This window comes from Stenotrophomonas sp. INTA L402-1 (genome assembly GCF_059295135.1).
In genome coordinates this window covers 57,702-83,854 of the sequence record NZ_JCAFWP010000009.1, presented here as the reverse complement: position 1 = coordinate 83,854, position 26,153 = coordinate 57,702, and the positions used below count along the sequence as shown (strand labels likewise).

General features: G+C 65.4%; 20 protein-coding genes. 12 read left to right on the top strand and 8 right to left on the bottom strand.

What is annotated here, in order from left to right; all coding sequences use genetic code 11:
* Positions 1 to 123 precede the first annotated feature (123 nt).
* Complete coding sequence (locus tag AC5O77_RS07840; RefSeq protein ID WP_478056911.1) at positions 124 to 5,100, bottom strand: NAD-glutamate dehydrogenase; 4,977 nt, start codon at positions 5,098 to 5,100, stop codon at positions 124 to 126.
* Between the two features lie 250 nt (positions 5,101 to 5,350).
* Between AC5O77_RS07840 and AC5O77_RS07835 the strand changes: the two genes are divergently transcribed.
* The 3 genes from AC5O77_RS07835 to AC5O77_RS07825 are packed head-to-tail and all read left to right on the top strand — an operon-like array spanning position 5,351 to position 10,464.
* Positions 5,351 to 6,007: a TetR/AcrR family transcriptional regulator gene (locus tag AC5O77_RS07835; protein ID WP_478057014.1), complete on the top strand. Its 657-nt coding sequence runs from the start codon at positions 5,351 to 5,353 to the stop codon at positions 6,005 to 6,007.
* Positions 6,007 to 7,275: an efflux RND transporter periplasmic adaptor subunit gene (locus AC5O77_RS07830; protein ID WP_032127668.1), complete on the top strand. Its 1,269-nt coding sequence runs from the start codon at positions 6,007 to 6,009 to the stop codon at positions 7,273 to 7,275. Before AC5O77_RS07835 ends, AC5O77_RS07830 begins: the two co-directional genes overlap by 1 nt.
* 15 nt (positions 7,276 to 7,290) lie before the next feature.
* A complete protein-coding gene (locus AC5O77_RS07825) occupies positions 7,291 to 10,464 on the top strand; it encodes a multidrug efflux RND transporter permease subunit (RefSeq protein WP_478056912.1) in 3,174 nt (1,057 codons plus the stop codon).
* A 139-nt stretch (positions 10,465 to 10,603) separates the two neighbouring features.
* Here the strand turns inward: AC5O77_RS07825 and AC5O77_RS07820 are convergent, their stop codons facing one another.
* Positions 10,604 to 10,867, bottom strand: coding sequence for a hypothetical protein (locus tag AC5O77_RS07820; protein ID WP_080355173.1), 264 nt, complete (start codon positions 10,865 to 10,867; stop codon positions 10,604 to 10,606).
* A 155-nt stretch (positions 10,868 to 11,022) separates the two neighbouring features.
* Positions 11,023 to 12,171 carry an acyl-CoA dehydrogenase family protein gene (locus tag AC5O77_RS07815; RefSeq protein ID WP_049422068.1) on the bottom strand — a complete coding sequence of 383 codons (1,149 nt, stop codon included), beginning with the start codon at positions 12,169 to 12,171 and terminating at the stop codon, positions 11,023 to 11,025.
* 153 nt (positions 12,172 to 12,324) lie between these two features.
* Between AC5O77_RS07815 and AC5O77_RS07810 the strand changes: the two genes are divergently transcribed.
* From AC5O77_RS07810 to AC5O77_RS07795, 4 genes are read left to right on the top strand one after another with little or no spacing between them, the layout of a single operon-like run.
* Positions 12,325 to 13,254 carry an ArsR/SmtB family transcription factor gene (locus tag AC5O77_RS07810; RefSeq protein WP_032127664.1) on the top strand — a complete coding sequence of 310 codons (930 nt, stop codon included), beginning with the start codon at positions 12,325 to 12,327 and terminating at the stop codon, positions 13,252 to 13,254.
* Between the two features lie 13 nt (positions 13,255 to 13,267).
* A complete protein-coding gene (locus tag AC5O77_RS07805; protein ID WP_478056913.1) occupies positions 13,268 to 14,359 on the top strand; it encodes a homocysteine S-methyltransferase family protein in 1,092 nt (363 codons plus the stop codon).
* A gap of 57 nt (positions 14,360 to 14,416) precedes the next feature.
* Positions 14,417 to 17,101 (top strand): methionine synthase, encoded by a 2,685-nt coding sequence (gene metH, locus AC5O77_RS07800; protein ID WP_478056914.1) that lies wholly within the window; start codon positions 14,417 to 14,419, stop codon positions 17,099 to 17,101.
* A gap of 37 nt (positions 17,102 to 17,138) precedes the next feature.
* Complete coding sequence (locus tag AC5O77_RS07795; protein ID WP_478056915.1) at positions 17,139 to 18,326, top strand: MFS transporter; 1,188 nt, start codon at positions 17,139 to 17,141, stop codon at positions 18,324 to 18,326.
* Between the two features lie 48 nt (positions 18,327 to 18,374).
* On the opposite strand, the gene AC5O77_RS07790 is transcribed toward AC5O77_RS07795, so the two are convergent.
* The 5 genes from AC5O77_RS07790 to AC5O77_RS07770 all read right to left on the bottom strand — a co-directional run bounded on the left by AC5O77_RS07790 (position 18,375) and on the right by AC5O77_RS07770 (position 22,347).
* The gene (locus AC5O77_RS07790; RefSeq protein WP_478056916.1) at positions 18,375 to 19,070 is read right to left on the bottom strand and encodes a DUF2058 domain-containing protein; all 696 of its coding nucleotides are present in this window, start codon (positions 19,068 to 19,070) and stop codon (positions 18,375 to 18,377) included.
* 10 nt (positions 19,071 to 19,080) lie between these two features.
* Positions 19,081 to 19,320 carry a SlyX family protein gene (locus AC5O77_RS07785; RefSeq protein WP_019660397.1) on the bottom strand — a complete coding sequence of 80 codons (240 nt, stop codon included), beginning with the start codon at positions 19,318 to 19,320 and terminating at the stop codon, positions 19,081 to 19,083.
* Complete coding sequence (locus tag AC5O77_RS07780) at positions 19,313 to 20,662, bottom strand: UDP-glucose dehydrogenase family protein (protein ID WP_032127659.1); 1,350 nt, start codon at positions 20,660 to 20,662, stop codon at positions 19,313 to 19,315. The genes AC5O77_RS07785 and AC5O77_RS07780 overlap by 8 nt, the downstream gene beginning before the upstream one ends.
* Before the next feature lie 23 nt (positions 20,663 to 20,685).
* Entirely contained in the window at positions 20,686 to 21,663 is a 978-nt protein-coding gene (locus AC5O77_RS07775) for an FKBP-type peptidyl-prolyl cis-trans isomerase (protein WP_019337358.1), read from the bottom strand.
* A 96-nt stretch (positions 21,664 to 21,759) separates the two neighbouring features.
* Positions 21,760 to 22,347: a glutathione peroxidase gene (locus tag AC5O77_RS07770; protein ID WP_019337359.1), complete on the bottom strand. Its 588-nt coding sequence runs from the start codon at positions 22,345 to 22,347 to the stop codon at positions 21,760 to 21,762.
* A 368-nt stretch (positions 22,348 to 22,715) separates the two neighbouring features.
* Between AC5O77_RS07770 and AC5O77_RS07765 the strand changes: the two genes are divergently transcribed.
* Genes AC5O77_RS07765 through AC5O77_RS07745 form a run of 5 tightly spaced genes read left to right on the top strand, consistent with a single transcriptional unit; the run spans position 22,716 to position 26,136 of the window.
* Positions 22,716 to 22,961 (top strand): hypothetical protein, encoded by a 246-nt coding sequence (locus AC5O77_RS07765; RefSeq protein WP_080355172.1) that lies wholly within the window; start codon positions 22,716 to 22,718, stop codon positions 22,959 to 22,961.
* A gap of 2 nt (positions 22,962 to 22,963) precedes the next feature.
* Positions 22,964 to 23,323 (top strand): GntR family transcriptional regulator, encoded by a 360-nt coding sequence (locus AC5O77_RS07760; RefSeq protein ID WP_006453095.1) that lies wholly within the window; start codon positions 22,964 to 22,966, stop codon positions 23,321 to 23,323.
* Positions 23,323 to 24,198, top strand: coding sequence for an ABC transporter ATP-binding protein (locus tag AC5O77_RS07755; RefSeq protein WP_478056917.1), 876 nt, complete (start codon positions 23,323 to 23,325; stop codon positions 24,196 to 24,198). Before AC5O77_RS07760 ends, AC5O77_RS07755 begins: the two co-directional genes overlap by 1 nt.
* Positions 24,195 to 25,223 (top strand): hypothetical protein, encoded by a 1,029-nt coding sequence (locus tag AC5O77_RS07750; RefSeq protein WP_478056918.1) that lies wholly within the window; start codon positions 24,195 to 24,197, stop codon positions 25,221 to 25,223. Before AC5O77_RS07755 ends, AC5O77_RS07750 begins: the two co-directional genes overlap by 4 nt.
* A 25-nt stretch (positions 25,224 to 25,248) precedes the next feature.
* On the top strand, positions 25,249 to 26,136 hold the full coding sequence (locus tag AC5O77_RS07745) for a DUF4097 family beta strand repeat-containing protein (protein WP_478056919.1): 888 nt from the start codon (positions 25,249 to 25,251) through the stop codon (positions 26,134 to 26,136).
* Positions 26,137 to 26,153 lie beyond the last annotated feature (17 nt).

Here is a 26,153-nt window from a genome sequence, read left to right as displayed (position 1 = left end):
TGCTGCAGATCAGGAGCCCCCCTGAGTCAGGGGGGCGCGCCAACGGCGCGGGGGTCTGGGAGCATGGTTGGCATGGGGCCCACGGTTTGCAGAGCAAACCGTGGGGCGTCAGCGCGAATGCGCTTACGCACCATGCGCGGCCAGCTGGCCCAGGCGCTGGACGGCGACCGAGACGGTCGGGTAGTCCAGGGTCTTCTGCTCGGCCAGTTCGGCCAGCATCGCCAGGGTGAAGCGCAGGCTGTTGTCGTCGCGACCCATCCAGGCCGCCACCTTGGCTTCAGCACTGCTGCCCTTGGTGCCCAGCACCTGGCCCGCCAGGTTGCGGTGGTTGGCGGCCAGCTCGTCACGCAGCACGCCACGTGCCACGGCGTGCCAACGGCCATTGACCTCCAGCGCGTCGACCTGCTCGAACAGCCATGGCAGCTGCAGGGCATCGCCCAGGCGGAAGTGGACCTTGGACACGTCCACCGGCTTCAGCTTGCGGGTACGGGCCAGTTCGATGATGTCGAACGCTGGCTCCAGGAAGTGCAGTTCGGCCAGCTGCTGTGCCAGCGCGGACGGCAGGCCCTTTTCCTTCCACTCGGCCACCAGGGCTTCGTAGGTCGGACGCTGCGAATCCGGCAGCACACCCGAAGCAACGCGGATGTCGTTGAACGGACCCTGGTAGCGGTTGACCGCTTCGGTGATGCCCGGCATCGCGCCCGGGCGCGACAGCAGCCAGCGCACGAACGAGCGCTGCAGCTTCCAGATCACTTCCAGTGCATCGATCTGCACCGACTCCGGCACCTTGCCGTCGAGGGCATCGATCTGCGCCCACAGCGCGCGTGCATCCAGCGTTTCACGGCTGATGGTGTAGGCCTTGGCGACCTCGGCGATGGAACGACCGGTGTCTTCCTGCATGCGCATCAGGAAGGTGGCGCCCATGCGGTTGATGGTCTGGTTGGTCACGGCCGTGGCGATGATTTCGCGCTTCAGGCGGTGACGCTCCATTGCGTCGGCGTACTTCTTCTGCAGCGGGGTCGGGAAGTAGCGCTGCAGCTCCTTGGACAGGTACGGATCTTCCGGAATGTCCGAATCCAGCAGCTGGGCGAACGCCACCAGCTTGGAGTAGGACAGCAGCACCGACAGCTCCGGACGGGTCAGGCCCTGGCCGCGTGCCTTGCGCTGCGACAGCTCGGCATCGGACGGCAGGAACTCGATCTGGCGATCAAGCAGGCCCTGCTGCTCCAGGGTACGGATGAAGTGCTGCTTGGAACCCAGGCGCTTGACCGCCATCCGCTCCATCAGGCTCAGCGCCTGGTTCTGGCGGTAGTTGTCGTTGAGCACCAGCTCGGCGACTTCATCGGTCATCGAAGCCAGCAGCTTGTTGCGCTGCTCGACGGTCAGCTTCTTGGCCCGCACCACATCGTTGAGCAGGATCTTGATGTTGACTTCGTGGTCGGAGGTGTCGACACCGGCCGAGTTGTCGATGAAGTCGGTGTTGAGCAGCACGCCGGCCTGGGCGGCTTCGATGCGGCCCAGCTGGGTCATGCCCAGGTTGCCGCCCTCGCCCACCACCTTGCAGCGCAGCTCGCCACCGTTCACGCGCAGCGCGTTGTTGGCGCGGTCGCCGACATCGCTGTGCTGCTCGCTGGCGGCCTTGACGTAGGTACCAATGCCGCCGTTCCACAGCAGGTCGACCGGCGCCTTCAGGATCGCGCTCATCAGGTCGTTCGGCGACAGCGCCTTGACGTTCTCGTCCAGGCCCAGCACTTCACGCACCTGAGGGGTGATCTCGATCGACTTCAGGCTGCGCGGGTACACGCCGCCGCCGTTGCTGATCAGCTTGGCATCGTAGTCCGCCCAGCTCGAACGCGGCACGGTGAACAGGCGCTCACGTTCGACGAACGTGGTGGCTGCATCCGGGTTCGGGTCCAGGAAGATGTGGCGGTGATCGAACGCGGCGACCAGGCGGATGTGGCGCGACAGCAGCATGCCGTTGCCGAACACGTCGCCGGACATGTCGCCGACGCCGACTGCGGTGAAGTCCTGGCTCTGGCTGTCACGGCCCAGCGCACGGAAGTGGCGCTTGACCGACTCCCACGCACCGCGTGCGGTGATGCCCATGCCCTTGTGGTCGTAACCCACCGAACCACCAGAGGCGAACGCATCGCCCATCCAGAAGCCGTGCGCGATGGCCAGGCCGTTGGCAATGTCGGAGAAGGTCGCGGTGCCCTTGTCGGCAGCCACCACCAGGTACGGATCGTCCATGTCGTGGCGCACGACATCCACCGGCGGCACGATCTTGTTGTTGACGATGTTGTCGGTGATGTCCAGCAGGCCCTGGATGAACAGCTTGTAGCAGGCCACGCCGTTGGCGAAGATCGCGTCGCGGTCGCCGTTCACCGGCGGGGTCTTGGCGAAGAAGCCGCCCTTCGCGCCGACCGGCACGATGACGGTGTTCTTGACCATCTGCGCCTTGACCAGGCCCAGTACTTCGGTACGGAAGTCTTCGCGACGGTCCGACCAGCGCAGGCCACCACGGGCGACCGCGCCGAAGCGCAGGTGGGTACCTTCCACGCGCGGGCCGTAGACGAAGATTTCGCGGTACGGGCGCGGCTTCGGCAGGTCCGGCACCAGCGCCGAATCGAACTTGAAGCTGATGACATGGCCGTGCTGGCCGTTGGCATCGGTCTGGTAGTAGCTGGTACGCAGGGTCGCGTCGATCACGCCCATGAACGAGCGCAGGATGCGGTCCTCGTCCAGGCTGGACACGCGGTCCATCAGCTTCAGCAGCGCATCGCGCGCGGCCTGCATCTGCGCGTCGCGGTCACCCTTGCGGGCGTCGACCACGGTCTTGAGCACCTTCAGGGTGGCGTCGTCGCCAGCAGCCAGCACATCGAAGTGGGCCTTCAGCTGGGCCTGGCCGGCGGCGATATCGTCCTTGCTCTCATGGCCGGTAGCCGGATCGAAGCGGGCTTCGAACAGCTCGACCAGCAGGCGGGCCAGCAGCGGGTAGCGCGCGAAGGTGCCTTCCACGTAGGCCTGCGAGAACGGCACGCCGGTCTGCAGCAGGTACTTGCAGTAGCCACGCAGCATGGCGACCTGGCGCCAGTGCAGGCCGGCAGCCAGCACCAGGCGGTTGAAGCCGTCGTTCTCGGCATCGCCGTGCCAGACGCGGGCGAAGGTCTCGCCGAAGGCTTCATCGACGCTGGCGGCATCGATCGCGCCGGCGGTCGACTCGACCTCGAAGTCCTGCACGTACACCGGCGCGTTGTCGACCGACAGGCGGTACGGGCGCTCGGCGATCACGCGCAGGCCCATGTTTTCCATCATCGGCAGCGCGTCCGACAGCGGAATGTCGTCCAGCTGGCGATACAGCTTCAGGCGCAGGCCATCGCCGCTTTCGCGCGGCACTGCCTGCAGGCTCAGGCGCAGGTCGTCCGGGCCGGTCAGGGCATCGAGCTGGCTGACATCGTTGGCGGCAACGGCGGTGCTGTTGTCTTCGATGTAGCCGGCCGGCAGTGCCTTGCCAATGCGGGCAGCGATGCGCAGGCCTTCGGTTTCGCCGTGGCGGGTCACCAGCGCTTCGCGCAGGTCGTCCTGCCAGTTGCGCAGCACCTGGGCCAGCTTCTGCTCCAGTTCGGCGGTATCGACGTCCAGCATTTCGCCCGGCTTCGGGCGCACGATCAGGTGCACCTGGGCCAGCGGCGATTCGCCCAGCACCACCGAGCTGTCCACGTACTCGCCGTGCAGCGCGTCCTTCAGCATCGCTTCGATGCGCAGGCGCACGTCGGTGTTGAAGCGCTCACGCGGCAGGTAGACAAGCGCGGAGATGAAACGGCTGTACTTGTCACGGCGCAGGAACAGGCGGCTGCGCACGCGCTCCTGCAGGCCCAGCACGCCCATGGCAGTGCGGAACAGTTCGTCCTCGCTGGACTGGAACAGTTCTTCGCGCGGCAGGGTTTCCAGGATGTGGCGCAGGGCCTTGCCGCTGTGGCTGGCCGAGGCCAGGCCCGACTGCTTCATCACGTGCTCGTGGCGCTGGCGAACCAGCGGGATTTCCCACGGGCGACGGTTGTAGGCGCTGGAGGTGAACAGGCCAAGGAAGCGCTGCTCGCCGATGATCTTGCCCTTGGCGTCGAATTCCAGCACGCCGATGTAGTCCATGTAGCCGGCGCGGTGCACGCGCGAACGGGCATTGGTCTTGGTCAGGATCAGCGCGTCCTTCAGCCCGGACGTGGTGTTCAGGCCCTGCGCGGCCAGGGTCTTGACCGGACGGGCGGCGGACTTGTCCTTGCCGCGCATCAGGCCCAGGCCGGTGTCGTTCAGCGGCGCCAGCACCTCTTCCTTGCCCTGCTTCTCGACGCGGTACTCGCGGTAGCCGAAGAAGGTGAAGTGGTTGTCGGCGGCCCAGCGCAGGAATTCCTGTGCTTCCTTGCGCGACGCGTCGTCGACCGGCAGCTGGCGGCTGCCCAGGTCGTCGGCCAGCGCCAGTGCCTTGTCCTTCATCGGCTGCCAGTCGCGCACGATCGCACGCACTTCGTCCAGCGCCTTGCTGATGGCCTGCTCGATGGCCGCCATGGCTTCGGCCGGCTGGCGGTCGATCTCCAGCAGCATCACCGACTCGGCATCACCCTCGCCGACCTTGACCAGCTTGCCGGCCTTGTCGCGGGTGAAGCGCAGCACCGGGTGGCCCAACACGTGAACACCCACGCCCTGTTCGGCCAGCGACATGGTGACGGTGTCGACCAGGAACGGCATGTCGTCGTTGACGATCTGCAGCACGGTGTGCGGCGATTCCCAACCGTTGGCCTTCGCGGTCGGATTGAACACGCGGACGTTGGCCTTGCCGGCCTTGCGGGCACGGGCGAATTCCAGCGTCTCAGCCGCGAGAGCGGCCCACTCTTCAGCGCTGTGGTGCGGGAACTCGTCCGACTCCATGCGCTTGTAGAAGTCAGTGGCGAAGGCCACCGCTTCGGCCTGTGCGGCCGCGGGGTAACGCTTGCGCAATGCCGTGTACACCGGCTCCAGGGAGAAACCAGCGGTCACTGCGACCTCCGACTCTGCTGGTTTGGTCTTGTTTTTCACGGTCTTGGCTGCGGTTTTTTGCGGTTTCATGGCAGAGCGATGCGCTTGCTCAGTTGGGAAAATGAAATTGTAGCCCTACCGCACGAAAAGGCCTTGCTGCAGGACGGAATAAGTAGATTCGGGTTTGCTGCGGTTTAGACGCCTATTCAGTTCGCACCGGTATGGTGCTGGTGCGCGCTTCAGCACTGCCGACAGGATCGGCAAAGCGTGTTACCGGAAGACACACGCGGCGACGCCGATTCGATTCCACAATCCTGAACTGGACGGTATAGTCCACCGCGTGAACCCGGCCTACCTCCCCGTTGCCCTCGACGCACGCGATGAGCGCGTGTTCGATGCCGTGCGCGAGCTGCTGGCCCAGCAGGGCATGCAGATGAGCATGGACGCGGTGGCCCAGCATGCCGGCTGCTCCAAGCAGACCCTGTACTCGCGCTACGGCAACAAGCAGGAACTGCTGCGCCGGGTGATGCAGCGCCATGTCGGCCACGCTACCGGAGCCATGGTTCGTGCACTCCGCACTGACGACCTGCGTGCCAGCCTGCTCCAGTTCGCCACCGACTTCCTGGAGCATTTCAACCAACCGCACGTAGGGCAGGCCTGTCGGCTGATCGCCGCCGACGCGGCCCAGTTTCCCGAAGAGGCGCGTACGCTGTACCGGCATGGCGCCGGCGCGCTGACGCTTCATCTTGCTGAATGGATTGAAACCGTTTGCATGCGTGGCCAGCTCCGGCATGACGACCCGCACTTCATGGCCGAACTGCTGCTGAGCATGATCGCCGGTCAGGATTTCGACAAACAGCGTTTCCATACCCCCCATCGTGATGACGCGCAGCTGCGTCGGCGCTGGGCAGAGTTCTCCGTCGACAGCTTCCTGCGCGCCTTCGCGCCTCAGCCGTCGCCGGCCCCGTCTTCAAACCAACCCCGGAGTTCCTCCTGATGACCGCCCCACTCCGCACCCTTGCCCTGACGTGCGCCGTTGCTGTCGCGCTGGCTGCCTGCAAGAAGCCGGAACAGCAGACGCCCCCGCCGCCGGAGGTGGGCGTGATCGACGCCAAGCCGCAGACCCTGCCGCTGCAGCGTGAGCTGGTCGGCCGCCTGTCGCCGTTCCGCAGCGCCGACGTGCGTGCGCGCGTGCCGGGCGTACTGCTCAAGCGCGTCTACCAGGAAGGCTCGCAGGTCAAGCAGGGCCAGCCCCTGTTCCTGATCGACCCGGCGCCGCTGCGTGCTTCGCTCAATGCCTCCGAGGCCCAGCTGGCCTCGGCCCGCGCCACCTACGCCAATGCCAAGGTCGCCGCCGACCGCGCGCGTTCGCTGGCGCCGCAGCAGTTCGTCTCCAAGTCCGACCTGGACAACGCCGAATCGGCCGAGCGCACCGCGCTGGCCGCGGTCAAGCAGGCCGAAGCGGCGGTGACCTCTTCGCGCATCAGCCTGGGTTATACCGAAGTAACCGCGCCGATCAGCGGTGTGGCCAACAAGCAGCAGGTCACCGAAGGCGCGCTGGTCGGCCAGGGCGATGTGACCCTGCTGACCACCGTCGACCAGCTCGACCCGCTGTACGTGAACTTCTCGCTGAGCGTGGACGAGTTGACCCAGCTGCGCGCGCAGCAGGCCAAGGGTGCGCTGGCGCTGTCCGGTGACGGCAAGGCCACGGTCAACGTCAAGCTGGCCGACGGCAGCACCTACAGCGAGCCGGGCACGCTGGACTTCTCTTCGACCACGGTCGACCCGGCCACCGGCGCGGTGTCGCTGCGTGCGCTGCTGCCGAACCCGCAGCAGATCCTGCTGCCCGGCGCCTTCGTCAGCTTCCAGGCCAACCTCGGCGAGCGCAACAACGCCTACCTGGTGCCGCAGCAGGCGCTGCTGCGCGACACCACCGGCGGCTACGTGATGGTGGTCGGTGCCGACGGCAAGGTCGTGCGCAAGAACGTGAAGACCGATGGCGCGCAGAACGGCAACTGGCTGGTCAGCGACGGCCTGGCCGCCGGTGACAAGGTGATCGTGGCCGGCGTGCAGAAGGTCAAGGAAGGTGCACCGGCGGTTGCCAAGCCGTGGACCCCGGGGCAGGACGCCAACGGCAAGCCTGCCGCAGGCGGCGCCGCTCCGGCGGGCGCAGCACCGGCCGCAGGCAAGGCACCGGCCGACGCGGCCAAGCCCGAGCAGGCCGATGCGGCCAAGCCGGCCGCCAACGATTCGAACAAGCAGTAACGGGAACCTTCCGTCATGCCTAAATTTTTCATCGAACATCCAGTCTTCGCCTGGGTGGTTGCGATCCTGATCTCGCTCAGCGGCGTGATCGCGATCCTCAACCTGGGCGTGGAGTCCTATCCCAACATTGCCCCGCCGCAGGTCACCGTCTCGGCGACCTACCCGGGCGCCAGTGCGGACACCACCGAGAAATCGGTCACCCAGGTGATCGAGCAGCAGCTGACCGGTATCGATCACCTGCTGTACTTCAGCTCCTCGTCCGCCTCCAACGGCCGTGCGCAGATCACCCTGACCTTCGAGACCGGTACCGATCCGGACATCGCCCAGGTGCAGGTGCAGAACAAGGTCTCGCTGGCCACGCCACGCCTGCCTTCGGAAGTGACCCAGCAGGGCGTGGTGGTGGCCAAGGCCAACGCCGGCTTCCTGATGGTGATCGCGCTGCAGTCCGATACGCCGGCCATCAACCGTGACGCCCTGAACGACATCGTCGGTTCGCGCGTGCTCGATCAGGTCTCGCGTATTCCCGGCGTCGGCAGCACCCAGCAGTTCGGTTCCGAGTACGCCATGAACATCTGGCTCAACCCGGAGAAGATGCAGGGTTATGGCCTGTCGGCCAGCCAGGTGCTCGCCGCGGTGCGTGCGCAGAACGTGCAGTTCGCTGCCGGTGCGCTGGGTTCGGACCCGTCTCCGGAAGGCCAGCACTTCACCGCCACGGTCTCGGCCGAGGGCCGCTTCAGCTCGCCGCAGGAGTTCGAGAACATCATCCTGCGCGCCAACGCTGACGGCTCGCGCGTGCTGTTGAAGGACATCGCCCGCGTTGCCTTCGGTGCCAACAACTACGGTTTCGACACCCAGTACAACGGCAAGCCGACCGGTGCCTTCGCCATCCAGCTGCTGCCGGGCGCCAACGCCCTGAACGTGGCCGATGCGGTGCGTGCCAAGATGGACGAGCTGCAGCCCAGCTTCCCGTCCGGGGTGACCTGGTTCTCGCCGTACGACAGCACCACCTTCGTCAAGATCTCCATCCAGGAAGTGGTCAAGACGCTGTTTGAAGCAGTGTTCCTGGTGTTCCTGGTGATGCTGATCTTCCTGCAGAACTTCCGCGCCACCCTGATCCCGACCCTGGTCATCCCGGTGGCCCTGCTCGGCACCTTCCTGGGCATGTGGATGATCGGCTTCACGATCAACCAGCTGACCCTGTTCGCGATGGTGCTGGCGATCGGCATCGTGGTCGATGACGCGATCGTGGTGATCGAGAACGTCGAACGCATCATGACCGAGGAAGGCCTGGCGCCGAAGCCGGCCACGCAGAAGGCGATGACCCAGATCACCGGCGCGGTGGTGGCGATCACCGTCGTACTGGCCGCGGTGTTCATCCCGTCCGCCCTGCAGGGCGGCGCCGCCGGTGAGATCTACAAGCAGTTCGCGCTGACCATCGCCATCTCGATGGCGTTCTCGGCGTTCCTGGCTCTGGGCTTCACCCCGGCGCTGTGCGCGACCTTCCTCAAGCCGACGCACAACGACAACCCGAACATCATCTACCGCACCTTCAACAAGTACTACGACAAGATCAGCCATACCTATGTGGGGCACATCACTTCGGCGGTGCGCCATGCACCGCGCTGGATGATCCTGTTCGTGGTGCTGACCGCACTGTGCGGCTTCCTGTTCACCCGCATGCCGGGCAGCTTCCTGCCGGAAGAAGACCAGGGCTATGCGCTGGCGATCGTGCAGTTGCCGCCGGGCTCGACCAAGGGCCAGACCAACGAAGTGTTCGCGCAGATGCGTGGCATCCTGGAAAAGCAGGATGGCTATGAAGGCATGCTGCAGGTGGCCGGTTTCAGCTTCGTCGGTTCCGGCGAGAACGTGGGCATGGGCTTCATCCGCCTGAAGCCATGGGAGGAACGCAAGTTCACCGCGCCCGAGTTCATCCAGAACATGAACGGCGCGTTCTACGGCATCAAGGAAGCGCAGATCTTCGTGGTCAACCTGCCCACCGTGCAGGGCCTCGGCCAGTTCGGCGGCTTCGACATGTGGCTGCAGGACCGCAGCGGTGCCGGCTACGAGCAGCTGACCCAGGCGCGCAACATCCTGCTTGGCCAGGCTGCGCAGAAGCCCGATCATCTGGTGGGCGTACGCCCGAACGGCCTGGAAAACGCCCCGCAGCTGCAGCTGCATGTCGACCGCGTGCAGGCGCAGTCGATGGGCATGTCGGTGTCGGACGTGTACAGCACCATCCAGCTGATGCTGGCCCCGGTGTACGTGAACGACTTCTTCTACGAAGGCCGCATCAAGCGCGTGACCATGCAGGCCGATGGTCCGTACCGCACCGGCCAGGAATCGCTGAAGAGCTTCTACAGCCCCTCCAGCCTGACCAAGAACGCCGATGGCACCAGTTCGATGATCCCGCTCAATACGGTGGTCAAGTCCGAATGGGTGTCGGCACCGCCGTCGCTGAGCCGCTACAACGGCTACTCGGCGATCAACATCGTCGGCTCGCAGGCACCGGGCACCAGCTCGGGTGAGGCGATGCAGACCATGGAAGGCATCGTCAACGACGATCTGCCGGCTGGCTTCGGCTACGACTGGTCGGGCATGTCCTACCAGGAAATCCTGGCCGGCAACGCGGCGACGCTGCTGCTGGTGCTGTCGATCGTGGTGGTGTTCCTGTGCCTGGCCGCGTTGTATGAAAGCTGGTCGATCCCGGTAGCAGTGCTGCTGGTGGTGCCGCTGGGCGTGCTTGGCGCCCTCGGCCTGTCGATGCTGCGTGGCCTGCCGAACGATCTGTTCTTCAAGATCGGCCTGATCACCGTGATCGGCCTGGCCGCCAAGAACGCGATCCTGATCGTCGAGTTCGCGGTGGAACAGCGCGCAGCAGGCAAGACCCTGCGCGATGCCACCATCGAGGCGGCACGCCTGCGTTTCCGGCCGATCCTGATGACCTCGTTCGCGTTCATCATGGGCGTGATCCCGATGGCGATCTCCACCGGCGCCGGCGCCAATTCCCGCCACGCCATCGGCACCGGCGTGATCGGCGGCATGCTGTTCGCCACCCTGCTCGGCCTGCTGATGATCCCGGTGTTCTTCGTGGTCGTGCGCCGCATGCTGGGTGACAAGCTGGATGAGTCCTCCAAGGAATTCATGGAGCGCCAGCGCGACGCCGAAGCCGCGCACCGCCCGGATCGTTGATCCGGCGGTGGGTTGAAACGAAAAGGCCCCGGAGCGATCCGGGGCTTTTTCATTCGTGCCATGAAGCCGGTAGTCGCCAACCTTGGTTGGCGCCGCTGGATCCATGCCAACCAAGGTTGGCGCATGCCAAGCCGGCGTCTCAGCGCAGCAGTGCAACCACCACGCACACCACCACGAGGGCCAATGCAGCCCATTGCATCGGCACAAAGAAGAAATGATGGGGTGCAGCCATACCCTTCTGCCGGGGCGCACGGTTGAGCCACAGACCCAGCAATACGTTCACCGCTGCGCCGATGCCTGCACCCAACAGAACCTGGGGCAGCGGCGTGTTGCCCCTGGAGCCTTCATGCGGAAAGAAGTACGCCAGCAGCAGGATGGCTGCAATCGGCGTCACCAGCGTCATGAATCCCCAACCTCGATAGATCATCTTTGCAGACCGCGTAAAAGCCGGCTTGCATTGGACCAGATCGGGTATCGCTCGGCCAAGAAGACCGTGTATCCACGCATGGCGTGGATCTACTGGCCGCGCCGCCGTTGCAGCGGCGCGACCGGTCGAACTCAGCGCAGCCCGGTCTCGTTGCGGGCGATCACCAGGCGCTGGATTTCCGAGGTGCCCTCGTAGATCTCGGTGATCTTGGCATCACGGAAGTAGCGCTCCAGCGGCATTTCCTTCGAATATCCCATGCCGCCATGAATCTGCACGGCCTGATGGGTGATCCACATCGCCGCTTCCGAGGCCGTCAGCTTGGCCACCGCCGCTTCGGTGCTGAAGCGCTTGCCCTGGCCCTTCACCCACGCCGCGCGCAGGGTCAGCAGCAGCGCCGCGTCCAGCTTGCACTTCATGTCGGCGATCTTGGCCTGGGTCATCTGGAAGGTACCGATGGCCGCGCCGAACGCCTTGCGCTCCTTCACGTACTCCAGGGTCGCTTCATAGGCGGCACGAGCGATGCCGATGGCCTGCGAGGCGATACCGATGCGGCCAGCATCGAGCACGCTCATGGCGATCTTGAAGCCCTCGCCTTCCTGGCCCAGCACGTCTTCAGCCTGCGCCACGTAGTCGTTGAACTCGATCTCGCAGGTGGCCGAAGCGCGGATGCCGAGCTTCGGCTCCGTCTTGCCGCGACCGAAGCCCGCCTTGTCGGTATCGATGATGAAGGCGGTGATGCCGCGCGCGCCCTTGTCCGGCTCGCTCATTGCGAACAGCACGATGTACTTGGCCACCGGGCCGGAGGTGATCCAGCTCTTCTTGCCGTTGATGACGAAGGTGCCATCGGCCTGCTTCACCGCGCGGCAGCGCATGGCCGTGGCGTCCGAACCGGACTGCGGTTCGGTCAGCGCGAACGCGCCGATGGCCTCGCCTTCGGCGATGGCACGCACGTAGGTCTGCTTCTGTTCCTCGGTACCGTGGGTGAGGATGCCGTTGCAGAACAGCGAGTTGTTGACCGACATGATGGTCGAATGGGCTGCGTCGGCGGCGGCGACCTCCACCATCGCCAACACGTACGCCACCGGGTCCATGCCCGCGCCACCGTATTCGGTCGGCACTTCGATGCCCATCAGGCCGTTTTCGCCCAGCAGGCGGATGTTGTCCAGCGGGAACTCGCCGGTGCGGTCATGGTGCTCCGCGCTGGGGGCGATCTTTTCCTGCGCGATGCGCCGCGCCACGTCCTGCAGCATCAACTGCTCTTCAGTAAAGCTGAAATCCACAACACCCTCCCGGGTACATGAAGTTATGGGCCGCGCAGCGCGCGCCCAGGTGCCTCGATTGTACCGGGGCCCGCCAGTTTCCGTACGCCAGCGACTTGACCGCGGCAGGCCTTCTCAGTGAATATATCTCTATATCGCGATAGGTAGATATTTATGGATCTGGAAGATTGGTCGACCCGCCTCAAGGTGTTCGCCGATGCGACCCGCGTACGCCTGCTGGCGCTGCTGGAGCAGGAAGAGCTGACCGTGGCCGAACTGTCGGCGATCACCCGGCTGGCACAGCCGCGGGTGTCCACCCACCTGGCGCGCCTGAAGGAAGCCGGCCTGGTCCGCGACCGCCGTGCGGGCGTGTCGGCCTATTACCGCTTCGACGAGGCCCAGCTGGACCCGGCGCAGCGTGCATTGTGGCATGCCTTGAGCAATGGAAGCGACGACCCCTTGCTGCGGCAGGACGCTGAACGTGTCGCCGCCGTGCTGGCCCACCGTGCCTCCGACCAGAACTGGGCCGACAGCGTGGCCGGCGACATGGAGCGCCACTACTCTCCGGGCCGCACCTGGGAGGCGCTGGCGCGCACGGCGCTGCCGCTGCTGGAGACCGGCGACGTGCTGGACATCGCCTCCGGTGACGGCGTGCTGGCCGAACTCGTCGCCCCGCATGCCAAGCGCTACATCTGCATCGATACCAGCGCGCGCGTGGTTGCCGCCGCCAGCGAGCGCCTGCGCCGCCTGCCCAATGTGGAAGTGCGCGAGGGCGACATGCATGCGCTGCCGTTCAAGGACGGCAGCTTCGACCTGGTGGTGCTGATGCATGCGCTGACCTACGCCAGCAAACCGGCGCAGGCGGTGACCGAAGCCGCGCGCGTGCTGCGCTCCGGCGGCCGCCTGCTGCTGTGCAGCCTGGCCCGCCACGAGCACAAGGCGGCGGTGGAGGCCTACGGCCACGTCAACCTCGGCTTCAGCGACAAGGAGCTGCGCAGGTTCGTCGACAAGGCCGGCCTGCAGGTATCCAGCCTGGAGACGGTCACCCGCGAAAAGCGTCCGCCGCACTTCGAAGTGATTTCACTGATCGCCAACAAGCCCTGAGCCCGAGATCGCCATGCCTGCCCTGCCCTGGTTGCATCCTGATCGTGCCAACGCCCTGCTCGACGCCCTGCGCGAGCGGATCCTGATCATCGACGGCGCGATGGGTACGATGATCCAGCGCCATGGCCTGCAGGAAGACGACTACCGCGGCGAGCGCTTCGCCGGTGGCTACGATCATGTGCATGGCCCCGCTTGCGACCACGCCGTGCAGGAAGGGCATGACCTGAAGGGCAACAACGATCTGCTGCTGCTGACCCGGCCGCAGATCGTCGCCGACATCCATACCGCCTACCTGGAAGCGGGCGCGGATCTGGTCGAGACCAACACGTTCAACGCCACGTCGGTCAGCCAGGCCGACTACCACCTCGAACACCTGGTGTACGAGTTGAACAAGGCTGGCGCAGCGGTGGCACGCACCTGCTGCGATACAGTAGCCGCAACCACACCAGGCAAGCCACGCTTCGTGATCGGGGTGATCGGCCCGACCAGCCGCACCGCCTCGATCAGCCCCGATGTCAACGATCCGGGCTTCCGCAACACCAGCTTCGACGAGCTTCGCGACACGTACCGCGAAGCCATTGACGGCCTGATCGACGGCGGCGCCGACACCATCATGGTCGAGACCATCTTCGACACGCTCAATGCCAAGGCCGCGCTGTATGCACTGGAGGAGGCCTTCGATGCACGCGGTGCAAGGTTGCCGGTGATGATCTCCGGCACCATCACCGATGCCTCTGGGCGCACGCTGTCCGGGCAGACCGCCGAGGCCTTCCACGCGTCGCTCGCGCATGCGCGCCCATTGTCGATCGGCCTGAACTGCGCACTGGGTGCCGATGCGATGCGCCCGCACGTGGAAACCCTTGCGCAGATCGCCGACTGCTACGTCAGCGCACACCCCAATGCCGGTCTGCCCAATGCCTTCGGCGAGTACGACGAGACGCCCGAGGACATGGCCGGCACCCTGCGCGGTTTCGCCGAGGATGGCCTGTTGAACCTGGTCGGTGGCTGCTGTGGCTCCACCCCTGACCACATCCGCGCAATCGCCGAGGCCGTGGCCGGGCTGCCGCCGCGCGCCCTGCCCGGTGTCCAGGAGCAGGCCGCATGAATGTCGCCGCCACCGTTCCGCACTTCCCACCCTATTGCTGTTGAGCTGACGCCTGCCATGACGCCTGTCCGCCCTACCCGCCTGTCCGGCCTGGAACCTCTGGTCATCACTCCGGACCTGCTGTTCATCAACGTCGGCGAGCGCACCAACGTCACCGGCAGCGCGCAGTTCCGCAAGCTCATCAAGGAAGGCCGCTACGAAGAAGCGGTGGACGTGGCCCGCCAGCAGGTGGCCAGCGGCGCGCAGATCCTCGACGTCAACATGGACGAGGGCCTGATCGATTCGGAAGCGGCGATGACCCGCTACCTCAACCTGATCATGTCCGAGCCGGACATCGCCCGTATTCCGGTGATGGTCGACTCCTCCAAGTGGAGCGTGATCGAGGCCGGCCTGAAGTGCCTGCAGGGCAAGAGCGTGGTCAATTCGATCTCGCTGAAGGAAGGCGAGGCGCTGTTCCGCGAACACGCGCGCAAGGTGCTGCGCTACGGTGCTGCCGCGGTGGTGATGGCATTCGACGAAAGCGGCCAGGCTGACACCTGCGCACGCAAGGTCGAGATCTGCACCCGCGCCTACCGCATCCTGGTCGACGAGATCGGCTTCCCACCGCAGGACATCATCTTCGACCCGAACATCTTCGCCGTCGCCACCGGCATCGAAGAGCACGACAACTATGCGGTGGACTTCATCGAAGCCACCCGCATCATCAAGCAGACGCTGCCGCACTGCCATGTGTCCGGCGGTGTTTCCAACGTCTCGTTCTCGTTCCGCGGCAACGAAACGGTGCGCCAGGCCATCCACTCGGTGTTCCTGTACCACGCCATTGCCGCCGGCATGGACATGGGCATCGTCAACGCCGGCACCATGCCGATCTACGACGAACTGGAACCGGAACTGCGCGAGCGCGTGGAGGATGTGATCCTCAACCGCCGCAGCGATGCCACCGAGCGCCTGCTGGAAATCGCCGAGCGCTACAAGGGCAAGAAGGGCGCGGCGAAGACCGAAGACCTCGCCTGGCGCGAGAAGCCGGTGGCGCAGCGCCTGGCGCACGCGCTGGTGCACGGCCTGGATGCCTTCGTGGAAGAAGACACCGAACTGGCCCGGCAGGCGTCCAGCCGCCCGCTGGACGTGATCGAAGGTCCGTTGATGGATGGCATGAACGTGGTCGGCGACCTGTTCGGCGCCGGCAAGATGTTCCTGCCGCAGGTGGTGAAATCCGCGCGCGTGATGAAGAAGGCCGTGGCCTACCTGCTGCCCTACATCGAGGCCGAGAAGGCGCGCAGTGGAGACACCGCCAAGAGCAACGGCAAGATCATCATGGCCACGGTGAAGGGGGATGTGCATGACATCGGCAAGAACATCGTCGGCGTAGTCCTGGCCTGCAACAACTTCGAGGTGGTCGACCTTGGCGTGATGGTGCCGGCGCAGAAGATCCTCGATGCCGCGCGCGAGCACAACGCCGACCTGATCGGCCTGTCCGGCCTGATCACTCCATCACTGGAAGAGATGAGCCACGTGGCCCGGGAGATGCAGCGCCAGGGCTTCGACCTGCCGCTGCTGATCGGTGGAGCGACCACCTCGCGCGCGCACACCGCGCTGAAGATCGACCCACATTACAAGGCGCCCACGGTGTGGGTGAAGGACGCCTCGCGCGCGGTCGGCGTCGCCCAGTCGCTGATCTCGCGTGACCTGCGCGAGGCCTTCGTAGCCGCCAACGAGGCCGACTATGCCGAGATCCGCGCGCGCCATCGCAACCGTGGCGATGCCAAGCGCCTGGTTTCGCTGGAACACGCGCGTGGGCAGAAATTCCAGGGCGGCTGGGACACCTACACGCCGCCGGCACCGAACCAGCCCGGCCTGCACGTATTTGACGACTACCCGCTGGCCGAACTGGTCGACTACATCGACTGGACGCCGTTCTTCCAGGCCTGGGAGCTGGCCGGCAAGTTCCCGGCCATCCTCACCGACGAGATCGTCGGCACCCAGGCCAGCGATCTGTACAGGGACGCCCGCGCGATGCTTGAGCGCATCGTCAATGAGAAATGGCTGACCGCCAAGGCCGTGTTCGGCCTGTGGCCGGCCAACAGCATCGGCGACGACGTGCGCGTGCAGCACCCGCAGGGCGAGACCACCCTGCACTTCCTGCGCCAGCAGGTGGACAAGCCGGCCGAGCGCCCGGATTTCTGCCTGGCCGATTTCATCGCCCCGGCCGACAGCGGCAAGCAGGATTGGATCGGCGCCTTCGCCGTCACTGCCGGCATCGGCATCGACGCGCACGTCGCGCGCTTCGAAGCCGACCACGATGACTACAACGCGATCCTGCTGAAGGCCCTCGCCGACCGTTTCGCCGAAGCGCTGGCCGAGCGCCTGCACCAGCGCGTGCGCATCGATTTCTGGGGCTACGACCATGCCGAGACACTGGACAACGAGGCACTGATCGACGAGCAGTACAGCGGCATCCGCCCGGCACCGGGCTATCCCGCCTGCCCGGAGCACAGCGAGAAGCGCCGCCTGTTCGACCTGCTGCAGGCCGAAGCGAACGCCGGCATGGAACTGACCGAGAGCTTCGCGATGCTGCCTACGGCGGCCGTTTCGGGCTATTACTTCAGCCATCCGCAGAGCCAGTACTTCGTGGTCGGCCGCCTCAGCCGCGAGCAGGTCAGCGACTACGCCCGCCGCAAGGGCGTGGACCGCGCCCAGGCCGAGCGCTGGTTGGCCTCCAACCTCGACTACGACCCCGAATGATCCGGTAGCGCCGGGCGCTACCGTGCATTATTCTGAGATGACCGTTCCCGTAGCCCGCCTCTCCAGCTTCTACCTGTTCTATTACGCGGCGCTGGGCGCGTTCACCCCGTACTGGAGCCTGTTTTTGACTGCGCGCGGCATGAGCGTGACCGCCATCAGCGTGATGATGGGCCTGTGGTATGCCACCCGCGTGATCGCGCCCAGCACCTGGACCTCACTGGCGGCGGCCTCGCCACGGCCGATCCGCCTGCTGCGCATCGGCTGTGTGCTGACCCTGGTCAGCTTCGCAGCGTTCCTGCTGCCCTTGCCGCAGCCGTGGATGTACCCGGCAATGGTGGTGTTCTGCTTCTTCTACAACGCGGTGATGCCGCAGTTCGAGTCGATCACCCTCACCCACCTGGGCAGCGACAGCCATCGCTACGGATTGATCCGGGTCTGGGGCTCGCTCGGGTTCATCGCCGTCGTGACCCTGTTCGGGTGGCTGATCGAGGGCGACGGCATCACCAGCCACGCCGGGCTGCTGCCGTGGATGATGCTTCCTTTGTTCACCCTGATGGTGGTGTCCGCCTTCAGCAATCACTACGCACGCGGCATCGGCAAGGCCGAAGGCGATGCCAGCGGTTTCTGGCAGATCGTGCGGCGGCCACCGGTGCTGGCGTTCTTCCTGGCCGCCTTCATGGAACAGCTCTCGTTCGGACCGTACTACACGTTCTTCTCGGTCTACATGGACCACCACGGCTACCGCACGTCCACGCTCGGCCTGCTGTGGACCATCGGCGTAGTGTTCGAGGTCGGCGTGTTCTTCACCATCGGCCGCTTCTTCCGCCGCTACGACGCCAGCTGGATGCTGCTGATCGCACTGGTGAGCTCCTGCCTGCGCTGGGCCGTCACCGCCCTGTTCCCGCAGAACCTGCCAGTGATGCTGATCGCGCAGAGCGCGCATGCGCTGGGATTCGCCGCCTTCTTCGCAGCGGCAATGCAGATGCTGGCGACCTACTTCCCAGGCCGCCTCAATGGCCATGGCCAAGGCCTGCTGTACGGCTTCTCGTCCGGTGTCGGCGGCGTGCTGGGCGCGCTCATTGCCGGCCAGCTGTGGAAGATCGACGATGGTCGCACCGCCTTCCTGGCCGGCAGCGGCTTCGCCCTGGTCGGCGCCCTGCTGTGCTTCTTCGCGCTGAGCCTGCCGCTGATCCGCGCACGCCGCAGCAGCATGCATGCCCCATAACGAAAACGCCGGGCAGTGCCCGGCGTTTCGATCATCCTGCTGGCCTGGTTACCAGACCAGGTCGTCCGGCACCTGGTACTGCGGGTCCGCGTACGGATCTTCCTCGGCCGGCGCATTCGGATCGACCTTCAGCGCCACCGAGGCGGCGAACACGGCCTCGGACTGTGCCAGCACGTCGGCCGTTACCAGCAGGTAGCGGCCATTGAGCTGGACCACACCCAGCTCACCGGCATTGAGCGCGGTCAGCTGTTCGGCGGTCACATAGATGCGCTTGATCTTGCCGCCATACGGGAAGTGGCGGGCGATGTCCGCTGCCTCGGCGTTGAGGCTCTTGTCCTTCAGCAGTTCTTCCAGCTTGGCCTTCGCCTCGCGGCGCACGCGTGCTTCTTCCTGCCTCAGGCGCTCGGTCTCGATGCGCTCTTCCTTCTCCCGCTGCGCCCGGATGGCATAGGCCTTGGCCAGGTCCATCTCTTCGGTGCTGCGCGGCTTGCGCGGGCCCTGCTGGCCCTGGCCACCGCGCGCATGCCCGCCGGGCTTGCCCGCGCCATGGCCCTGCCCACGACGCTCACCGGGCTTGTGCTCGCCCTTGCCTGCGCCCTGCGGCTTTCCATTGCCGTTGCCGTTGCCGTTGCCACCCTTGCCCTGCGGGCGGCCATCACGGCGGGGGCCATCATTCTTGCGCTCGGGCTTGGGCGCGGGCTTGAAGCCCAGGCCCATCAGCTGGTCGCGGAGGGTATCGCTCATAGGATTCGGATCAGTAGTGCGGCGGCGGCGGTTCGCTCGCCGGATCGGAAGAATTCAGTGCGTTGCGGACCTTGCCCAGGTCTTCCAGCAACACGCGCAGCACATCGGCGTTGCGCATGCCCTGCATGCGGGCATCAGCCAGCGCGTCGCTCAGCTCGGCCAGCGCCTGTTCCTGGAAAGACACGCGCATTTCCAGCTCGACCAGGCGCGCTTCCAGCGCCTGCTCGCGTTCAGTGGGCAGATCAGACATGCAACGAGCGCCCCCGGCCAATGCCGTAGTACGCAAGACCTGCGGCTTCCACTTCGCCCGGCTCATACAGGTTGCGGCCGTCGAACACCGCCGCATCCTTCAGCTGCTCGCGCAGCTTCTGGAAGTCGGGGCTGCGGAACTGCTTCCACTCGGTGACCACCACCAGCGCGTCAGCACCCTGCAGCGCTTCATCGGCACTGTTGCAGAACACCAGGTCATCGCGTTCGCCGAAGATGCGCTGCGACTCGTGCATCGCCTCCGGATCGTAGGCACGCACCGTCGCACCGCCTTCCCACAGCTGCGCCAGCAGTCGACGGCTGGAGGCCTCACGCATATCGTCGGTGTTCGGCTTGAAGGCCAGACCCCATACGGCGAAGGTCTTTCCACGCACGCCCTCGTCCTCGCCCTTGTCGTAATGACGCTGGATGAGGGCAAACAGATGGCCCTTCTGCGCATCGTTGACCGCTTCAACCGCATTGAGCAGCTTCGGCTCAAGGCCATACTGCTGGGCGGTACGGGCCAATGCCTGCACGTCCTTGGGGAAGCACGAGCCGCCGTAACCGGCACCCGGATAGATGAAGTGCCAGCCGATGCGTGGATCCGAACCAATGCCCTGGCGGACCTGCTCGACATCGGCACCGACGCGTTCAGCAATGTTGGCGATTTCATTCATGAACGAAATCTTGGTCGCCAGCATCGCATTGGCGGCGTACTTGGTCAGTTCGGCCGAACGCACGTCCATTTCCACCACGCGGTCGTGGTTGCGGTTGAACGGCGCGTACAGGCGACGCATCACCGCCACCGACTCTTCGTTCGCCGCACCGATGATGATGCGGTCCGGGCGCATGCAGTCCGCAACCGCATCGCCTTCCTTCAGGAATTCCGGGTTGGACACCACGTCGAAGGCGATGTCCGCGCCACGCGCGGCCAGCTCTTCGGCAATGGCGGCACGCACCTTGTCGGCGGTGCCGACCGGCACCGTCGACTTGTTCACCACCACGGTCGGCACACTCATGTGCCGACCAATGGTTCGGGCTACGGCAAGCACGTATTGAAGATCGGCACTGCCATCCTCGTCCGGCGGCGTACCAACGGCGATGAACACCACCTGGCCGTGATCGATGGCGGCCGCGGCATCCGTGGTGAACGCCAGCCGCGCTGCGGCATGATTGGCCTTCACCATCGGCTCCAGGCCGGGTTCATAGATCGGGATGATGCCCTGGTTGAGGCCATCCACCTTGGCCTGGTCGATATCGACACAGACCACCTGATGACCAACATCGGCCAGGCAGGTACCGGTCACCAGTCCAACGTAGCCGGTACCAAAAATCGCAACGCGCATATCCGTATTCGCTCCTGAATGACTTACGGCAGAACGCCCAGCAGCTCGACGTCGAACGTCAGAGTCGCGTTCGGGCCGATCGGGCCGCCCGGGGTGCCGTTCTCACCGTAGGCGAGTTCGCCCGGGATCCAGAAGCGGTACTTCGAACCGACCGGCATCAGCGCGACGCCTTCGGTCCAGCCCTTGATCACCTGGTCCAGACCGAACTCGGCCGGCTGGCGGCCGTAGGAACTGTCGAACACGGTGCCGTTGAGCAGCTTGCCTTCGTAGTTCACGCGCACCTTGCTGCTCGGCAGCGGGCGCTCGCCGCTACCCGGGCGGATCACCTGGTACTGCAGGCCCGACGAGGTGGTCACCACGCCCGGCTGGGTCTTGTTCTTGGCCAGGAATGCGTTGCCTTCCGTGCGGTTGGTCTGCGCAGCCTGGGCGGCCTTGGCCTGCATTTCAGCCTGCTTGGCACCCATGAAGGCCTGGATGGTGGCGGTCGCGTCAGCTTCCGTCATCTTCGGCTGGCCCTTGGTCAGGCCGGTGCTGATTGCGTCAAACAACGAGGCGACATCGATATCGTCCTTCAGCTGCGCCAGCGACGGACCTACCGAGTAGGAGCCGATCATCTGCGACACCTTGACACGGTCGACCTTCGGCGGCTGCGAGCCCGGTGCCACGCCCGGCACCTGCTGGCCGCTGCGGGCCATCACGACCTGGCGCAGGGCGGCATCGGTGGCCTTGGCCTGTTCCTGGGTGATCTGCGGCTGCAGGCCCTCGAACGAACGCTCAACGGCGGTGCGCAGGGCGGCCACATCGATCTCATCGGCGATCGGGGTGAACGACTTGGCGACATCAAGGCCGATGGCGTAGCCGAGCTTCTGCTTGGGGGAATTCAAGGTTGCGGTCTCCTTGGCGGCTGCGGGGGCAGCCGGTTGTTGCGACAGAGCGACACCCGAAGTGCCCATCGCCAGAATCAGAACCGACGCCGCGGCGCCGCGCATTCCCATCTTCATTCGCTGCATTCCTGGAAGTGTCTGGGCGCCGACGTCGGCGCGAAAAGAAGCATTGTCGCACGCATGCCGTCGATGTCGAGGCATGCGTGCCGGATATCAATGCGTGGCGGCTGCCGCCAGCGCCTTGTCGATGGCCGCGGTCAGCTGCGGATCGTCCGGCGTCACCTTGCTGGCGAACTGGGCAATGACCTTGCCATCGCGGCCCACGAGGTACTTGTGGAAGTTCCAGGCCGGCGCAACGCCGGTCGCTGCGGTCAACCGCTGGTACAGCGGCGTGGCCTGCGTGCCGACCACATGCACCTTCTCGAACATCGGGAACTTGACGCCGTAGGTCAGGGTGCAGAAGTCCTGGATCTGCTTCTCGTCACCCGGTTCCTGGCCCTTGAAGTCATTGGAAGGAAAGCCCAGCACCGCAAAACCGCGGCCTGCATAGCGCTTCTGCAGCGCCTCCAGCCCTTCGTACTGCGGCGTGTAGCCACACTTGCTGGCGGTGTTGACCACCAGCAGCACCTGCCCGTGATAGCGCTGCTGCAGATTCACCTGCTGCTTGCTGGCCAACGGCCGGTATTCCAGATCGAGCAGGTCGGCCGCCAGCGCACTGGCGGAACCGGCGGCACCGGCCACCATCAGGGCCAGCAGGGACAGGCCGCGCAGGCGGCACGGGGAAACGGTCGGCAGGGGCATCAGAGGCGGTCCGCGGTAGCCATTCACAAGGCCCGGCCAGTGCTGGCCGGGAATCGGCCGAACTATAGCACCGGGCTCTGGAGCCCCTGATGGCACAGGTCCATTCCGGGCTTTGCGCGGCGTGGCGAATGTGCTGCCCGGGCGCCATCGAAGGCGCAGTGATGACATAGCATGGACATCACTGAATGGAAGGCCGCCCCGAAAAGCCCCATGCAGAAGATCAATTTCCCTTTTAAATCAATCGACTAAAGGGATGTTTCAGCAATCTGACCACCCCTGCCATCAGTTGGGGACGGCAAGGGGTTGCACGTAGGCGTGCCGGTGTTATAGTTGCATACAACACCAGTCACCTGAGACAGGGGGAAGCCATGAACGTCCGGATCCGTCGCAACCTCACCGCACCCGCGGCCGTCGCTGTTTCGACCCTGCTCGTGCTGGCTTGGTGGGCCACGCCCACCGCCCCTGTTTCCGCCGCTGCTGAAAGTGCGCAGGACGCGACTCTCTCCCCCGCAGGGAACGCCCCCTCCTCCTCCCCCCCTCCCCCGCGTCGGCTGCACAGCGCGCTGTCCATGCCGTATTTCTCGTTCGCCCAGCCGCTGACCCCACGGAGCTGAATATGAGCGACATCCAGTGGAGCGACGGCGCTCCCATCTACCGTCAGTTGAAGGAGCGCGTGATCGCCATGATGCTCGACGGAATCCTCAAGCCGGGCGATGCCCTGCCTTCGGTGCGCCAGGTGGCCGCCGACTATCAACTCAACCCCATCACCGTTTCGCGCGCTTACCAGGAGCTGGCCGACGAAGGCCTGGTCGAGAAGCGCCGCGGCCTGGGCATGTTCATGACCGAGCAGGCGGCCACGCAGCTGCGCAGCAGCGAGCGCGACCGTTTCCTCAACGAAGAATGGCCGGCGGTTCTGGAGCGCATCCAGCGCCTGGGCCTAAGCCTCGACGAATTGCTGCCCCAGGGGAAAGTCTGATGAATAGCACTGCAAGTGAGTCGGTCATCACCGCCCGAGGCCTGCGCAAGGCCTACAAGACCACGGTCGCCCTCGACAACGCCAGTTTCAGCATTCCAAGCGGACGCATCGTCGGCCTGATCGGGCCCAATGGCGCCGGCAAGACCACCGCGCTGAAGGCCATTCTTGGGCTGACCTCGGTGGAGGGTGAACTGAGCGTGCTCGGCCGCGACCCGCGACTGCACCGCGACGAACTGATGAACGACATCTGCTTCATCGCCGACGTCGCCGTGCTGCCGCGCTGGCTGAAGGTGCGCGAGGCGATCGATTTCGTGGCCGGCGTCCACCCGCGCTTCGACCGCGCCCGCTGCGAACGCTTCCTGGCCAACACCAAGCTGCAGCCGAAGCAGCGCGTGCGCGAGCTGTCCAAGGGCATGATCGTGCAGCTGCACCTGGCGCTGGTGATGGCCATCGATGCCCGCATCCTGGTGCTGGACGAGCCGACCCTGGGCCTGGACATCCTGTACCGCAAGGAGTTCTACCAGCGCCTGCTGGAAGACTACTTCGACGAACAGAAAACCATCATCGTCACCACCCACCAGGTGGAGGAGATCGAGCACATCCTCAGCGACGTGATGTTCATCCGCGATGGCCGCATCGTGCTCGACGCGGAAATGGACGGCGTCGGCCAGCGCTATACCGAGCTGCTGGTCAATACCGACCAGCTGGACACCGCGCGCGCCCTGAAGCCGATCGACGAGCGCAGCCTGGCGTTCGGCAAGACGGTGATGCTGTTCGATGGCGTGCCGCGCACCCAGCTTTCCTCTCTCGGCGAGACCCGCATCCCGGGCCTGGCCGACCTGTTCGTCGCCATCATGAAGGGGACCTACGCATGAATGCCGTCAACCACCCCGTCAGCCCGATCGGCACCCTGCGCTGGCTGCTCAAGCGCGAGTACTGGGAGAACCGCGGCGGCTTCCTGTATGCCCCGTTGATCGCGGGCCTGATCTCACTGGTGATGAGCATCGCCGGCATTGCCTTCGGCCTGTTCGCGCTGAACCGTGCAGCACGCGACGGCGGCCTGCACATCGATGGCGAGAACGTGAACATCAACGGCCTGAACCTGGCCCTGCTCACCCGTGACATCAGTGCCAAGGACCTTGCTGATCTTGGCAACGGCCTGGACCTGACTCTGGTACTCAGTTCAAGCTGGCCGTTCGTGGTGCTGGCCTTCGTCGTGTTCTTCTACTGCCTGGGCGCCCTCTACGACGATCGCCGTGACCGCAGCATCCTGTTCTGGAAGTCGTTGCCGCTGTCGGACACGCAGACCGTGCTGTCCAAGGTGATCAGCGCACTGATCGTGGCACCATTGATCGCGGTCATCGCCGGCATCCTCACCATGTTCGGCTTCATGCTGATCATCAGTGCCGTCGCGCTGCTGCACGGTGGCAGCCCGATGACCCTGATCTGGGGCCCGGCCAGCCCGCTGACCCTGGCCGCTGGACACCTGGCCTGGATTCCGGTCTATGCCCTGTGGGCCCTGCCCACCGCCGGCTGGCTGCTGCTGTGCTCGGCATGGGCCAGGAGCAAGCCGTTCCTGTGGGCGGTAATGTTGCCGCTGTTTGCCGGCATCATTGTCAGCTCCACCAAGATGATGCCGCTGTTCGGCCTGACCACCGGCTGGTTCTGGCAGAACATCGTCGGCCGCCTGCTGCTGGGCGGCGTGCCCGGCATGGACCTGCTGTATCGCCTCGGCGCCGACGAAGCATCGCGCCGCGATCTGGACTCGGTCGTCAGCCTGATGTCCCCCGCCTCGCAGCTGAAGTCACTGGCGATGCCGGAGCTGTGGATCGGCGCCGTCGTCGGTGCAGTGTTCATCGTCCTTGCCATCCGCCTGCGCAAACGCGCCGGTGAGATCTGATCCCATCCATCCGGAGGCACCACCCATGCGTTCTTTGCTCGCCTGTTCTGCGTTGTTGCTGTTGCCGTTGTCGGCGCTGGCCGCCGAAGCTCCGAACTGCAAGTTCACTGCCGCCCGCGCACTGAAGCTGGACGTGGCTGGTGCCAGGACGGTGGTGTTCGAGGTCAATCAGCATGACCTGAAGGTGGTCGCCAGCGCTGGCGGCGGCCAGCTGGACGGCCGCGCCTGCGCGTCCAGCCAGGAATGGCTGGACCAGCTGGTGCTGGAGCAGCGCAAGGTCGGCGACAAGCTGGTGGTGAGCCTGCGCCGCGACGGCCGCCAAAGCGGCATCAGCCTGGGCAACAGCTACGCCTGGCTGGATATCCGTGGCAGCGTGCCGGACAACATCCCGCTGCAGTTCAAGATCGGCTCGGGCGATGCCAGCGTGGAGAACGCACAGTCGCTGAGCGTGGACGTGGGTTCCGGTGATGCCGTGGTCCGCGGTACCCGCGGCAGCATCCACGCTGCAGTGGGTTCGGGCGACCTCAACATCGATGGCGGCAGCTCCCTGAATCTGCTGTCGCTGGGTTCCGGCGACGTCACCGTACGCAACATCAGCGGCGATGCCAGCACCGGTACCGTCGGCTCCGGTGACCTGAAGATCAGCGATGTGCGTGGCAACGCGCGGCTGGATACCGTGGGCTCGGGTGATATCGAGTTCAAGCGCGTGCAGGGCAGCGTTGAAGTGGGCGTGGTCGGCTCCGGCGGGGTCGATCTGGCCGACATCGGCGGCAATGTGCATGTCCGCAGCCACGGCTCGGGCGACATCAACGTCGACGGCGTGCGCGGCACGCTGACCGTCGACCACAGCGGCAGCGGTGACGTCGATCATCGCAACGTCAGCGGCCGGGTCACTCTGCCGCACAGCAAGTAAACCCTCTTCCAGACACT

Excerpts from the sequence above, each read along its gene's own strand:
- AC5O77_RS07785 (WP_019660397.1), bottom strand. The coding sequence starts at position 19,320 with ATGTCTGATCTGCCCACTGAACGCGAGCAGGCGCTGGAAGCGCGCCTG.
- AC5O77_RS07805 (WP_478056913.1), top strand. The coding sequence starts at position 13,268 with ATGCCTGCCCTGCCCTGGTTGCATCCTGATCGTGCCAACGCCCTGCTC.
- AC5O77_RS07820 (WP_080355173.1), bottom strand. The coding sequence starts at position 10,867 with ATGACGCTGGTGACGCCGATTGCAGCCATCCTGCTGCTGGCGTACTTC.
- AC5O77_RS07770 (WP_019337359.1), bottom strand. The coding sequence starts at position 22,347 with ATGCCCCTGCCGACCGTTTCCCCGTGCCGCCTGCGCGGCCTGTCCCTG.
- AC5O77_RS07840 (WP_478056911.1), bottom strand. The coding sequence starts at position 5,100 with ATGAAACCGCAAAAAACCGCAGCCAAGACCGTGAAAAACAAGACCAAA.
- AC5O77_RS07830 (WP_032127668.1), top strand. The coding sequence starts at position 6,007 with ATGACCGCCCCACTCCGCACCCTTGCCCTGACGTGCGCCGTTGCTGTC.
- metH (WP_478056914.1), top strand. The coding sequence starts at position 14,417 with ATGACGCCTGTCCGCCCTACCCGCCTGTCCGGCCTGGAACCTCTGGTC.
- AC5O77_RS07790 (WP_478056916.1), bottom strand. The coding sequence starts at position 19,070 with ATGAGCGATACCCTCCGCGACCAGCTGATGGGCCTGGGCTTCAAGCCC.
- AC5O77_RS07780 (WP_032127659.1), bottom strand. The coding sequence starts at position 20,662 with ATGCGCGTTGCGATTTTTGGTACCGGCTACGTTGGACTGGTGACCGGT.
- AC5O77_RS07795 (WP_478056915.1), top strand. The coding sequence starts at position 17,139 with ATGACCGTTCCCGTAGCCCGCCTCTCCAGCTTCTACCTGTTCTATTAC.
- AC5O77_RS07745 (WP_478056919.1), top strand. The coding sequence starts at position 25,249 with ATGCGTTCTTTGCTCGCCTGTTCTGCGTTGTTGCTGTTGCCGTTGTCG.
- AC5O77_RS07765 (WP_080355172.1), top strand. The coding sequence starts at position 22,716 with ATGAACGTCCGGATCCGTCGCAACCTCACCGCACCCGCGGCCGTCGCT.
- AC5O77_RS07755 (WP_478056917.1), top strand. The coding sequence starts at position 23,323 with ATGAATAGCACTGCAAGTGAGTCGGTCATCACCGCCCGAGGCCTGCGC.
- AC5O77_RS07825 (WP_478056912.1), top strand. The coding sequence starts at position 7,291 with ATGCCTAAATTTTTCATCGAACATCCAGTCTTCGCCTGGGTGGTTGCG.
- AC5O77_RS07750 (WP_478056918.1), top strand. The coding sequence starts at position 24,195 with ATGAATGCCGTCAACCACCCCGTCAGCCCGATCGGCACCCTGCGCTGG.
- AC5O77_RS07810 (WP_032127664.1), top strand. The coding sequence starts at position 12,325 with ATGGATCTGGAAGATTGGTCGACCCGCCTCAAGGTGTTCGCCGATGCG.
- AC5O77_RS07760 (WP_006453095.1), top strand. The coding sequence starts at position 22,964 with ATGAGCGACATCCAGTGGAGCGACGGCGCTCCCATCTACCGTCAGTTG.
- AC5O77_RS07775 (WP_019337358.1), bottom strand. The coding sequence starts at position 21,663 with ATGAAGATGGGAATGCGCGGCGCCGCGGCGTCGGTTCTGATTCTGGCG.